The sequence below is a fragment of the Microbacterium sp. NPDC089987 genome (assembly GCF_044748505.1).
Lineage (GTDB): Bacteria > Actinomycetota > Actinomycetes > Actinomycetales > Microbacteriaceae > Microbacterium.
This window is the reverse complement of the sequence record NZ_JBIVGE010000001.1, coordinates 1,185,482-1,198,516: the sequence shown is the minus strand read 5'-3', so window position 1 is coordinate 1,198,516 and position 13,035 is coordinate 1,185,482. Positions and strand designations below refer to the sequence as shown.

Genomic DNA, 13,035 nt, shown 5'->3' with positions numbered 1-13,035 from the left:
GGTGCTCGCCGACCTGACGGCCGGCGCCGTGCAGGATGCCGAGCGGCGCGCCCAGTCGCGACCGCTCGCCGTCGTCGAGCGCGAGGCCGCCGCACGACCCGCCGCTCGTGATGTGCTCGCCGCGCTCGCCCCGGCAGACCGGGTGAAGATCATCGCCGAGGTCAAGCGCGCCAGCCCGTCGCGTGGCGCCCTGGCAGAGATCCCCGATCCCGCGCTGCAGGCTTCGCTGTACGAGCAGGGTGGCGCTTCGGCGATCAGCGTGCTCACCGAGGAGCGCCGCTTCGGCGGCAGCCTCGCCGATCTCGAGGCGGTCACCGAGCGCGTCTCCGTGCCGGTGCTGCGCAAGGACTTCATCGCGACGCCGTACCAGGTCTTCGAGGCGCGCGCCGCCGGCGCCGATCTCGTGCTGCTCATCGTCGCGGGTCTGTCGCAGACCGTTCTCACCGAGCTGCACGACCTCATCACGGATCTCGGAATGACCCCGCTCGTCGAGACGCACTCCGCCGAGGAGCTCGAGGTCGCGATTGATCTGGGCGCGGATCTCATCGGCGTCAACGCGCGCAACCTGCACACTCTCGAGCTCGACCGCGACCTGTTCGCCCGCCTCTCCGACCGCGTCCCGGATTCCGCGATCCGCATTGCCGAATCGGCCGTGCTGCAGCCCGACGACGTCACCCGGTATCGGGACGCCGGCGCCGACGTGGTGCTCATCGGCGAGGCGCTCGTCACCGGCGACCCGGTCGCCACCCTCAACGCATTCCTCGCCGCCGGTGACACGCCGGTGCGAGGCAGAACGGAGATGAAGTGAGTCTGCGCGACCAGCACGGTCCGTTCTTCGGCGACTTCGGCGGCCGGTACATGCCCGAATCGCTCGTCGCCGCGATCGACGAGCTCGCCGCCGCCTACGAGGATGCGATCGCCGATCCTGCGTTCCGCTCCGAGCTCGCGACGCTGCTGCACTCCTACGCCGGGCGCCCTTCGCCGATCACCGAGGTGCCGCGATTCGCCGCGCACGCCGGCGGTGCACGCGTCTTCCTCAAGCGGGAAGACCTCAACCACACCGGCTCGCACAAGATCAACAACGTGCTCGGACAGGCGCTGCTCACCAGGCGTCTCGGCAAGACCCGCGTGATCGCCGAGACGGGCGCCGGTCAGCACGGCGTGGCGACCGCGACGGCAGCCGCCCTGTTCGGCCTCGACTGCACCATCTACATGGGCGAGGTCGACACCGAGCGTCAGGCGCTCAACGTCGCGCGCATGCGACTGCTCGGCGCCGAGGTGGTGGCTGTGACCACCGGCTCGCGCACGCTGAAGGATGCCATCAACGACGCGTATCGCGACTGGGTGGCGAGCGTCGAGACGACCAACTACATCTTCGGCACGGCGGCGGGCCCGCATCCGTTCCCCGCGATGGTGCGCGACTTCCAGAAGATCATCGGCGAAGAGGCCCGCGAGCAGCTGATCGCCGAGGCCGGCCGGCTGCCCGACGCGGTCGTCGCCTGCGTCGGCGGCGGCTCGAACGCCATCGGCATGTTCGACGCGTTCCTCGATGATCAGGACGTGAAGCTGTACGGCGTCGAGGCAGCAGGCGACGGCGTCGACACCCCGCGGCACGCGGCGTCGATCGGACGCGGACGGCCTGGTGTGCTGCACGGTGCGAAGACCTACGTCCTGCAGGACGAGGACGGACAGACCGTGGAGTCGCACTCCATCTCCGCGGGTCTCGACTACCCGGGGGTCGGGCCCGAGCACTCGTGGCTCAGCGCCATCGGGCGCGCCGAGTACATCCCCGCGACCGACGACGAGGCCATGCAGGCTCTGCGGCTGCTCAGCAGGACGGAGGGCATCATCCCCGCGATCGAGTCGGCGCACGCCCTGGCCGGCGCCCTGCGCATCGGCCGCGAACTCGGCTCCGACGGCCTCATCGCGATCTGCCTCTCGGGGCGCGGCGACAAGGACATGGACACCGCCGCACGGTACTTCGAGCTGTACGACGCCACGACGACCGACGCTGAGGGGACCACGGAGTGAGCCGGGTCGAGGATGCCATCCGCAAGGCGCATGCCGCGGGACGAGGCGCGTTCATCGGCTACCTGCCCGTGGGCTACCCGGATCTCGACACGAGCATCCAGGCCGCCCTCACTCTCGCCCGCAACGGCGTCGACATCATCGAGCTCGGCCCGCCCTACTCCGACCCGGTGATGGACGGCGCGGTGATCCAGGAGGCGACGCAGCATGCGCTCGCGAACGGCTTCCGGATGCGCGACCTGTTCACCGCCGTGCAGGCGATCACGGCCGAGACCGACGTGCCGGTCGTCGTCATGACGTACTGGAATCCCGTGATGCAGTACGGCGTCGACCGCTACGCGGACGACCTGCTCGCCGCCGGCGGCGCGGGCTTGATCACCCCCGACATCACGCCGGAGGCGGCGGAGGAGTGGATCGAGGCCAGCAAGCGCACGGGCCTCGACCGCATCTTCCTCGCCGCCCCGACATCCAGCGACGAGCGACTCGACCTGGTGATCTCGTCGTCGACCGGGTTCGTGTACACCGTGTCGACGATGGGCATCACGGGTGAGCGCGCTGCGCTCGACCTGGCAGCGCGCACGCTCGTCGAGCGCATGCGCTCCCGTGGCGAGGTGCTCGCCTGCGTCGGCATCGGCATCTCGAATGCCGATCAGGTCGCGGGCGTCGTCGAGTACGCCGACGGCGCGATCGTCGGCACGGCCCTCGTCAAGGCGCTCCGCGACGGCGGACTCGACGCCCTCGCCGCAACCACCAGAACCCTCGCCGGCGGCACGCCGACGACGCGATACTAGGATCTCTCTCATGCCCTTCGCGCCCTTCAGCAGCCTTTCCATCGTGCCCGCGAGCATCCCGAGCCCACCGGAGAGCAGCTTCCAGATCGGCCCGCTGACGATCCACTACTACGCGCTGTGCATCATCGCGGGCATCATCGCCGCCGGCTTGCTGACGAACCACCGCCTCACCAGACGCGGTGCGGAGAAGTGGGTCGTGATCGACATCGCGATCCCCGCCGTGCTTCTGGGCATCATCGGTGCGCGCATCTTCCACGTGCTCACCCACCCCAACTTCTACTTCGGCCCCGGCAGGAACACCTGGAACCCGTTCGAGTACGGCTCCGTCTGGGCGATCTGGGAGGGCGGCATCGCCATCTTCGGCGCGCTGCTCGGCGGCGCCGTCGGCGCCTGGCTCGGCTGCAAGTGGACGGGCATCCGGTTCTGGACATTCGCCGATGCTCTGGCACCGGGCATCCTGCTGGCACAGGCCATGGGCCGATTCGGCAACTGGTTCAACCACGAGCTGTTCGGTCTGCCGACCGATGTGCCCTGGGGCCTCGAGATCGAGCCCACCAACCCGTCCTTCCCTCCGGGACTGGCTGAGGGCACTCTGTTCCACCCGACCTTCCTGTACGAGGTGCTCTGGAACGGCCTCGGCGTGCTGGTGCTGCTGTGGGCCGGTCACCGCTTCCGCCTGCAGTGGGGCAAGCTGTTCGCGCTCTACCTCATCTGGTACAGCGCCGGCCGCATCGTGTGGGAGTCGATCCGGATCGACCCGAGCGAGGTGCTGTTCGGGCTGCGCAGCAACGTGTGGGCCGCGATCATCGGCGTCATCGTGGGTGTCGTCATCCTCATCGTGCAGACCCGTCGCCACCCGGGTGTGGAGCCGTCGCCCTATGTGCGCGGTCGGGAACCGCAGATCGCCGATGTAGAATCGCAGGACAATTCCTCCGACTTCGTCGACGTGAGTGAGCCTCCCGTCTCGGCCGAAGCCAACTAGGAGCCATCGCCACAAGCACCGCTCCCGTCACGCGAGGGTCCGTCTGGGCCCTCCTTCCGCGCGAGAGATCGCACTGAACGCACGGGCCGATGGCGTCCCCGGGTTCACTTGAAATCTGAGGACGGTGACTGATGTACTTCCAGCCTCCCTACGGCGCCTCCGGCGCCTACCCCCCGAAACAGGGTCTGTACAACCCCGCCCACGAGAAGGATGCCTGCGGCCTGGCCATGGTCGCAACGCTCCGCGGGGAACCCGGCCATGACATCATCGCGCTGGCGCTCGAGGCGCTGCGCAACCTGGAACACCGCGGTGCGATCGGCTCTGATGCCGGCACCGGCGATGGCGCCGGCATCCTCACCCAGATGCCGGACGCGTTCCTCCGAGAGGTCGTCTCCTTCGACCTCCCTCCTGCAGGCGAGTACGCCGCAGGACTCGCGTTCCTCCCTCGGGAGTCGAGCGCCCGCCGTGAGCAGAAGGCCGGCATCGAGCGCATCGCCGCCGCAGAGGGGCTCGACGTGCTCGGCTGGCGCGTCGTTCCCACCGCCAACGAGCACCTCGGCTCGCTCGCGGACGAGGCCCGTCCGGCGTTCGAGCAGCTCTTCGTCGGCATCCCCGGCGCGAGCGCCGGCTCCCCGCTGACCCTCGACCGCTTCGCCTACCGGCTGCGCAAGCGCGCCGAGCACGAACTCGGCGCCTACTTCGTCTCGCTGTCGTGCCGCACGCTCGGCTACAAGGGCATGCTGACGACGCTGCAGCTCGAGCCGTTCTACCCCGACCTGCAGGACGAGCGCTTCGCCTCCGAGCTCGCGGTCGTGCACTCGCGCTACTCGACGAACACGTTCCCGTCCTGGCCGCTCGCACAGCCGCTGCGCATGCTCGCACACAACGGCGAGATCAACACCGTCGGCGGCAATCGCAACTGGATGCGCGCCCGCCAATCGCAGCTGCGGTCCGACCTGCTCGGCGACATCCGCCCGCTGCTGCCGATCTGCAGCGACAGCGCGAGCGACTCGGCCTCCTTCGACGAGGTTCTCGAGCTGCTCACCCTCACCGGGCGCAGCCTGCCGCACGCGATCATGATGATGGTGCCGGAGGCGTGGGAGAAGCAGGCCGACATCGATCCCGACCTGCGCGCCTTCTACGAGTTCCACGACATCCAGATGGAGCCGTGGGATGGCCCGGCCGCGCTGATCTTCACGGACGGCGCCCAGGTGGGCGCGACGCTCGACCGCAACGGCCTGCGTCCCGGCCGCTGGACCGAGACGGTCGACGGACTGGTCGTCATCGGCAGCGAGACCGGGGTGCTCGAGTTCGCGCCGGAGCGCATCAAGCGGCGCGGCCGCCTGCGCCCCGGCCACCTCTTCCTCGTCGACACGGCTCAGCGGCGGATCATCGAGGACACCGAGGTGAAGCGCGACCTCGCGACCCTGCATCCCTGGCAGGAGTGGCTGGATGCCGGTGCGGTGCGCCTCGCCGATCTTCCGGAGCGCGAGCACATCGTGCATCCGGCGGCGTCGATCACCCGCCGTCAGCGCACCTTCGGCTACACCGAGGAGGAGGTGAAGGTGCTGCTCACCCCGATGGGGCAGACCGGCGCCGAGCCGCTCGGTGCGATGGGCAGCGACACGCCGATCGCCGCGCTCAGCGCACGGCCCCGGCTGCTCTTCGACTACTTCGTGCAGCAGTTCGCTCAGGTGACGAACCCTCCGCTCGATGCCATCCGCGAAGAGGTCGTGACCAGCCTGCGGCTCGGCCTCGGGAAGCAGCGCAACCTCCTGGAGTGGGGCCCGGAGCATGCGCGCACGGTCAGCCTGGACTTCCCTGTCATCGACAACGACGAGCTGGCGAAGATCAAGCACGTCGACAGGGCGCTGCCCGGTCGCACCAGTGCGACGATCTCCGGTCTGTACCACTTCGATGCCGGCCCCCAGTCGCTGCCCGAGCGGCTCGAGGCGATGTGCGCCGAGGCGGACGCCGCGATCGAGCGCGGAGCGGAGTTCCTCATCCTCTCCGACCGCGACTCCGACAAGGACCTGGTGCCGATCCCGTCGCTGCTGATGCTCTCGGCTGTGCATCACCACCTGATCCGGCGTGAGACGCGCATGCGCGTCGGCCTGATCGTCGAGGCCGGGGACGTGCGCGAGGTGCACCATGTCGCCACGCTGCTCGGCTACGGTGCGGCCGCCGTGAACCCGTACCTCGCCATGGAGACGGTCGAGCATCTGGTGCGCACCGGCTTCATCACCGGGATCACTCCCGATCAGGCCGTGCACAACCTCATCCACGCGCTGGGCAAGGGGGTGCTGAAGATCATGTCGAAGATGGGGATCTCGACGGTGTCCTCCTACGCAGGAGCGCAGGTCTTCGAGGCGATCGGGCTCGGCCAGGAGCTCATCGACCGGTACTTCACCGGCACCCAGACGAAGCTCGGCGGCATCGGCATCGATGACATCTACGCCGAGAATCAGCAGCGCCATGACTACGCCTACCCTCAGGACGGCGCGCCCCGCGCGCACGAGCGGCTGTGGACCGGCGGCGAGTACCAGTGGCGGCGAGACGGCTCACCGCACCTGTTCAACCCGGAGACGGTGTTCCGGCTGCAGCACGCGACGAGAACCCGCCGCTACGACATCTTCCGGGAGTACACCCGTCTGGTCGACGACCAGGCGCGCGAGCTGAAGACGCTGCGCGGACTGTTCGAGCTGCGCACCGGCGAGCGCCCGCCGGTGCCCCTCGACGAGGTCGAGCCGGTCAGCGCGATCGTGAAGCGATTCTCGACCGGTGCGATGAGCTACGGGTCGATCTCGCAGGAGGCGCACGAGACCCTCGCGATCGCGATGAACCGCCTGGGAGCGAAGTCGAACACCGGTGAGGGCGGCGAGGACCCCGAGCGCCTCACCGACCCCGAGCGGCGCAGCGCGATCAAGCAGGTCGCCTCCGGCCGATTCGGCGTGACCAGCCAGTACCTCACCGAAGCCGACGATCTGCAGATCAAGCTCGCCCAGGGCGCCAAGCCCGGCGAGGGCGGGCAGCTCCCGCCGCAGAAGGTGTACCCATGGGTGGCCCGCACCCGGCACGCCACCCCCGGCGTGGGACTCATCTCCCCGCCACCGCACCACGACATCTACTCGATCGAGGATCTCAAGCAGCTGATCTTCGACCTGAAGCGCGCGAACCCCAAGGCGCGCATCCACACCAAGCTGGTCAGCCAGTCGGGCATCGGGGCGGTCGCCGCCGGCGTCGCGAAGGCGCTCAGCGACGTGGTGCTCGTGTCGGGTCACGACGGCGGCACGGGCGCGAGCCCGCTGAACTCGCTGAAGCACGCCGGCACCCCTTGGGAGCTGGGTCTTGCCGAGGTGCAGCAAACGCTCATGCTCAACGGCATGCGCGACCGCGTCGTGGTGCAGGTCGACGGGCAGCTGAAGACCGGGCGCGATGTGATCATCGGCGCACTGCTGGGAGCGGAGGAGTTCGGCTTCGCGACGGCACCTCTGGTGGTCAGCGGCTGCATCCTCATGCGGGTGTGTCACCTCGACACCTGTCCGGTGGGCGTGGCGACCCAGAACCCGGTGCTGCGCCAGCGCTTCACGGGCAAGCCGGAGTTCGTGGTGAACTTCATGGAGTTCATCGCCGAGGAGGTGCGCGAGCTGCTCGCCGCCCTCGGATTCCGCTCGATCGACGAGATCATCGGCCGGAGCGACCTGCTGCGCACCGATCCGGCCGTGCGGCACTGGAAGACCGACGGCCTCGACCTGGCGCCGATCCTCGAGGGTCCGGCGTTCCCTGCCGGAGAGCCGAGGCGCAGCGCGCGAGCCCAGGAGCACGAGCTCGAGAAGCACTTCGACACGGCGCTGCTCGTGCATGCGTCCGAAGCCCTCGACAGCGCGCTGCCGGTCGTCATCGAGCTGCCGATCCGCAACACCGAGCGAGCCGTCGGCACCATGCTGGGCCACCATGTCACCGCACGACACGGCGCGGCGGGTCTTCCCCGCGAGACGATCGACATCACCCTGCACGGCACCGCCGGCCAGTCACTCGGGGCCTTCCTGCCGCCCGGCATCGTGCTGCGGCTCGAGGGCGACGCGAACGACTACGTCGGCAAGGGTCTCTCGGGTGGAGACATCACCATCCGGCCGGCTCGGGATGCCCGGTTCGAGCCGCACCGCAACGTCGTCGCCGGCAACGTGATCGGCTACGGCGCGACCAGCGGCAGCATGTACATCTCCGGTGCGGTGGGGGAGCGGTTCCTCGTGCGCAACTCCGGAGCGACCGCGGTCGTGGAAGGCGTCGGAGATCACGCTCTGGAGTACATGACGGGTGGTGTCGCGGTCATCCTCGGTGACACCGGTCGCAACCTCGGTGCGGGGATGTCCGGCGGGGTCGCGTACGTGCGGCGGCTCAGCGCGGCGCGAGTGAACAGTCAGGCGCTGCAGAGCGGAGAGCTGCTGCTCACTGCGCTCGAGCGCGACGACGCCGAGGTGCTGCGCGAGCTGCTCGTCGAGCACGTCGAGCGGACGGCGTCGCCGCTGGCATCCGCTCTCCTGGACGACTTCGAGAGCGTCCTCAACGAATTCACGAAGGTGCTGCCACGCGACTACGCGGCGGTGCGCACCATGCGCCAGGAGGCCGAGGCCGCGGGGATCGACCCCGACGGCGACGTCATCTGGGACCGGATCCTGGAGGTGACCGGTGGCTGACCCCAAGGGCTTTCTGAAGACGACCGAACGCGAGCTGCCGGCCCGCCGACCGGTGCCCGTCCGGATCATGGACTGGAAAGAGGTCTACGAACCCGGCGACCGGACGGTGCTGAAGCGCCAGGCAGGCCGATGCATGGACTGCGGTGTGCCGTTCTGCCATTCCGGATGCCCGTTGGGCAACCTCATGCCGGAGTGGAACGACCTCACCTGGCGCGGTGCCGACCGGGCAGCGATCGAGAGGCTGCACGCGACGAACAACTTCCCGGAGTTCACCGGGAGGCTGTGCCCAGCGCCGTGCGAGAGCGCCTGTGTGCTCGGCATCAACCAGCCGGCCGTGACGATCAAGCAGATCGAGGTCTCGATCATCGACCAGGCGTTCGAGAACGGATGGGTCGAGCCGCAGCCACCGCAGCGTCTCACCGGCCGCACGATCGCTGTCGTCGGGTCCGGACCTGCCGGTCTCGCCGCAGCCCAGCAGCTCACCCGTGCCGGGCACACGGTCGTCGTGTTCGAGCGCGACGACCGCATCGGCGGACTGCTGCGCTACGGCATCCCGGATTTCAAGATGGAGAAGCGGCACCTCGACATCCGCCTGCGGCAGATGGAGGAGGAGGGCACGCGCTTCCGCCCGGGCGTGGAGATCGGCCGGGACCTGTCGTGGGACGAGCTTCGCGGCCGCTACGACGCCGTGCTGATCGCCACCGGAGCCACGGTGCCCCGTGACCTTCCGATCCCCGGACGGGACCTCGACGGGGTGCACTTCGCGATGGACTATCTCGTGCCCTCCAATCGGGTGGGTGCCGGCGACGAGGTCGCCGACCAGATCACCGCTGCGGGCAGGCACGTCGTCGTGATCGGCGGCGGTGACACCGGCGCCGACTGCATCGGGACCGCGCACCGCCACGGCGCGCGCAGCGTGACCAACCTCGCGATCGGAAAGCAGCCGGGTACGGTCAGATCCGACGAGCAGCCATGGCCCACCATGCCGACGCTGTTCGAGGTGCAGTCCGCGCACGAGGAGGGCGGTGAACGCACCTACCTCGCGTCCACGGTGGAGTTCCTCGGCGACTCGGACGGTCGCGTCCGTGCCGTCCGCGTGGCGGAGACCGAGTACATCGACGGCCGGCGCGTGCCGCGCAGCGGCACCGAGCGCGAGATCCCCGCTGAGCTCGTGCTCATCGCCATGGGATTCACCGGGCCGGAGACCGCGTCATACGGCGGCGACACCGCGCCCGCCGCGACCGAGCGCGGCAGCCTGCAGCGCGACGGCGAATACGCGACCACGGTTCCGGGCGTCTTCGTGGCGGGCGACGCCGGACGCGGGCAGTCGCTCATCGTCTGGGCGATCGCCGAGGGGCGGTCGGCGGCCGCAGCCATCGACCGGCACCTGATGGGCGCCACCGTGCTGCCCGCCCCGGTGGCGGTCACAGATGTCGCGTTCAGCGTTCAGCCCGCGTAGGCTGGGCGCGGCAACGTCGCCATGTTGATTTCTGCCCTCTTACCCTGGAGATGATGTTGAGACGCGCGAAGATCGTCGCCACACTCGGCCCTGCAACCTCGACCTATGAGAAGGTCCGTGCCCTTATCGACGCCGGTGTGGACGTCGCCCGTCTGAACCTCAGCCACGGCGACTACTCCGTGCACGAGGCCAACTACTCGAACGTCCGTCGCGCCGCCGAGGACTCGGGACGTGCTGTCGCCATCCTCGTCGACCTGCAGGGTCCGAAGATCCGCCTCGGCCGTTTCGAGGACGGTCCGTACGAGCTCGAGGTCGGTGACATCTTCAAGATCACCACGGAAGACATCATCGGCAACCGTGAGATCTGCGGCACGACGTTCAAGGGCCTGCCGCAGGACGTCAACGCCGGCGACTTCCTGCTGATCGACGATGGCAAGGTGCGCGTGGAGGTCGTCGAGACCGACGGCACCGTCGTCACCACGAAGGTCATCGTGGCTGGCGCCGTGTCCAACAACAAGGGCATCAACCTGCCCGGTGTCGCCGTCAACGTTCCCGCCCTGAGCGAGAAGGACGAGGACGACCTGCGCTGGGGTCTGCGCATCGGCGCCGACGTCATCGCCCTGTCGTTCGTGCGTAACGCCGCCGACGTCGACCGCGTGCACGAGATCATGGCCGAAGAGGGTGTGCGCGTCCCCGTCATCGCCAAGGTCGAGAAGCCGCAGGCTGTCGACGCCCTCGAGGAGATCGTCGACGCGTTCGACGGCATCATGGTGGCCCGCGGCGACCTGGGCGTCGAGCTGCCCCTCGAAGCGGTCCCGATCGTGCAGAAGCGCGCGGTCGAACTCGCTCGCCGCAACGCCAAGCCGGTCATCGTGGCGACGCAGATGCTCGAGTCGATGATCTCGAGCCCGGTGCCGACCCGCGCCGAGACCTCCGACGTCGCCAACGCCGTCCTCGACGGTGCGGACGCCGTCATGCTCTCGGGTGAGACGAGCGTGGGCGAGTACCCGATCGTCGTGGTCGAGACCATGGCGCGCATCATCGAGTCGACCGAGGAGCACGGGCTCGAGCGGATCTCGCCGCTGAACACCAAGCCCCGCACGCAGGGCGGCGCGATCACACTCGCGGCCCTCGAGGTGGCAGAGTTCGTCGGCGCGAAGTATCTGTGCGTGTTCACGCAGTCCGGTGACTCCGCTCGCCGCCTGTCGCGTCTGCGCTCGCGCATCCCGATGATCGCGTTCACGCCCGAGCCCGACATCCGCCGCCGGATGGCCATGACCTGGGGCATCCGCTCGACGCTCGTCGAGATGGTGCAGCACACCGACTCGATGTACCGTCAGGCCGACGAGTACCTGCTGGGCAGCGGTCTGGCCGAAGAAGGCGATGTCATCGTCGTCATCTCCGGATCCCCTCCCGGGATCATCGGCTCGACGAACGACATCCGCGTCCACAAGGTCGGGGATGCCGTCGGCGGCGCAGCTCCCGTCTACAAGACCGGAGTCTGAGCAGCAACCGAGCGCCGAGGGGCGGGCCGACGGGCCGCCCCTCGGCGCTCGTGTCTGTCAGACGCGATACGGTGCTGAGATGAGCCAGGAGCCTTCGACCCGCCGACACCGCGTGGGCGAGCTGGTGTTCCGCACGCTCACCTCGCCCGGCCCTGGCTCCGCCACCGTGGTGCTCGTGCACGGCATCGGCATGTCGCACCGCTATCTCGCGCGTCTGCACGGCCGGCTCACCGCGCACGCCACGGTCGTGTCGGTGGATCTGCCCGGTTTCGCGGGCCTGGCTCGTCCGGAGCAGGACGTGGACGTGACGAGGATGGCCGATGCGCTGGCGGTGGTTCTCGACGAGCTCATGCTCGACCGCCCCGCGAGCCTGATTCTGGTCGGGCAGTCGATGGGAACCCAGTGGGTCACCGAGCTGGCCGTGCGGCACCCGCAGCTCAGCGACGCCGTCGTGCTGATCGGCCCGGTGACAGACGACCGCCGTCGCACCGTGCTCGCCCAGGCCGCTCTGCTGGCACTGGACACCCTGCGGGAGCCGCCCGGTGCGAATGCGCTTGTCTTCGGCGACTATCTGCGGTGCGGACCAGTCTGGTACCTCGCCCAGCTGCGACACATGCTGCGCTACCGGATCGAGGAGCGTGTGCGCGATCTGCGCGGACCGCTGCTGATCGTTCGCGGCTCACGCGACCCGATCGCTGGGCGCGACTGGTGCCGGCGCCTCCGTGACGCGCGCGGGGGAGGAGCGCCCGTGGCGCTCGTGGAGATCCCCGGGCGCGCACACAACGCGCAGCACTCGGCACCGGGAGCGGTGACCGCAGCGATCGTGCACACTCTCGGCCGTCTGCTCGGCTCGCAGCCGGCGGACGCGCCGGCGGCATCCGCGGGAAGCCGCGACGCGTGAGCGGCGTGCTGCGCCGGGCTGTGTGGTGGGCGGAGGACTACGCCTACGCGGCTGTCTGGCAGGCGCGCGCGTTCGCCAGCCGGGTGCATCCGGAGAGCTTCCTGTCGGGCGCCGGCACGCCGATCGTGGTGCTGCCGGGGATCTACGAGACCTGGAAGTTCATGCAGCCGCTGGCGCTGCGCGTGCACGAGCTGGGGCATCCGGTGCACGTGCTGGATTCGCTGCACCGCAATCTGCAGCCCGTGGCGGAGATGGCCGATGGCGTCGCCGCCTACCTGGCCGCTCACTCGCTGCAGGACGTCGTGCTGCTGGCGCACAGCAAGGGCGGCCTGGCGGGGAAGCTGGCGATGCTGGGCTTCGAGCGCGAGCGGATCCGTGGCATGGTGGCGGTCGCGACGCCGTTCGGCGGATCGCGCTACGCCCGGCTCATGCTGCCGCGCAACCTGCGGGCGCTCTCGCCGCGCGACCCTTCGATCGTCCACCTCTCGGCGCAGCACGAGGTCAATGCGCGGATCGTCTCGGTGTACGCCCGTTTCGACCCGCACATCCCCGAGGGCAGTGAACTGCCGGGGGCGAAGAACGTGCCATTGGACACCGGCGGCCACTTCCGCGTGCTCGCCAATCCCCGGGTGATGGCCGAGGTCGCCGCTCTCGCGGAGTGATCGTCGGAGA

At 69.4% G+C, this 13,035-nt stretch carries 9 protein-coding genes; all 9 read left to right on the top strand.

The annotated features are described in order from the left end of the window. The first annotated feature begins 1 nt into the window (after position 1). Positions 2-808, top strand: coding sequence for an indole-3-glycerol phosphate synthase TrpC (gene trpC, locus ACIPV2_RS05605; protein ID WP_400839933.1), 807 nt, complete (start codon positions 2-4; stop codon positions 806-808). Continuing rightward, positions 805-2,031 (top strand): tryptophan synthase subunit beta, encoded by a 1,227-nt coding sequence (gene trpB / locus ACIPV2_RS05600; RefSeq protein WP_400839234.1) that lies wholly within the window; start codon positions 805-807, stop codon positions 2,029-2,031. Before trpC ends, trpB begins: the two co-directional genes overlap by 4 nt. Then, positions 2,028-2,819: a tryptophan synthase subunit alpha gene (gene trpA / locus ACIPV2_RS05595; protein WP_101186586.1), complete on the top strand. Its 792-nt coding sequence runs from the start codon at positions 2,028-2,030 to the stop codon at positions 2,817-2,819. The genes trpB and trpA overlap by 4 nt, the downstream gene beginning before the upstream one ends. A gap of 10 nt (positions 2,820-2,829) precedes the next feature. Next, the gene (lgt, locus tag ACIPV2_RS05590; protein ID WP_101186585.1) at positions 2,830-3,801 is read left to right on the top strand and encodes a prolipoprotein diacylglyceryl transferase; all 972 of its coding nucleotides are present in this window, start codon (positions 2,830-2,832) and stop codon (positions 3,799-3,801) included. A gap of 131 nt (positions 3,802-3,932) precedes the next feature. Then, positions 3,933-8,498, top strand: a complete 4,566-nt coding sequence (gene gltB, locus ACIPV2_RS05585; RefSeq protein WP_400839231.1) for a glutamate synthase large subunit — start codon at positions 3,933-3,935, stop codon at positions 8,496-8,498. After that, a complete protein-coding gene (locus ACIPV2_RS05580; protein WP_400839229.1) occupies positions 8,491-9,957 on the top strand; it encodes a glutamate synthase subunit beta in 1,467 nt (488 codons plus the stop codon). The genes gltB and ACIPV2_RS05580 overlap by 8 nt, the downstream gene beginning before the upstream one ends. Before the next feature lie 56 nt (positions 9,958-10,013). Continuing rightward, positions 10,014-11,462: a pyruvate kinase gene (pyk, locus tag ACIPV2_RS05575; protein WP_101186963.1), complete on the top strand. Its 1,449-nt coding sequence runs from the start codon at positions 10,014-10,016 to the stop codon at positions 11,460-11,462. 79 nt (positions 11,463-11,541) lie between these two features. Beyond that, positions 11,542-12,363 carry an alpha/beta fold hydrolase gene (locus ACIPV2_RS05570; protein WP_400839227.1) on the top strand — a complete coding sequence of 274 codons (822 nt, stop codon included), beginning with the start codon at positions 11,542-11,544 and terminating at the stop codon, positions 12,361-12,363. After that, positions 12,360-13,025, top strand: a complete 666-nt coding sequence (locus tag ACIPV2_RS05565; protein WP_400839225.1) for an esterase/lipase family protein — start codon at positions 12,360-12,362, stop codon at positions 13,023-13,025. Before ACIPV2_RS05570 ends, ACIPV2_RS05565 begins: the two co-directional genes overlap by 4 nt. Positions 13,026-13,035 lie beyond the last annotated feature (10 nt).

Coding starts and splice junctions, on each gene's coding strand:
- gltB (WP_400839231.1), top strand. CDS start 3,933: ATGTACTTCCAGCCTCCCTACGGCGCCTCCGGCGCCTACCCCCCGAAA.
- ACIPV2_RS05570 (WP_400839227.1), top strand. CDS start 11,542: ATGAGCCAGGAGCCTTCGACCCGCCGACACCGCGTGGGCGAGCTGGTG.
- lgt (WP_101186585.1), top strand. CDS start 2,830: ATGCCCTTCGCGCCCTTCAGCAGCCTTTCCATCGTGCCCGCGAGCATC.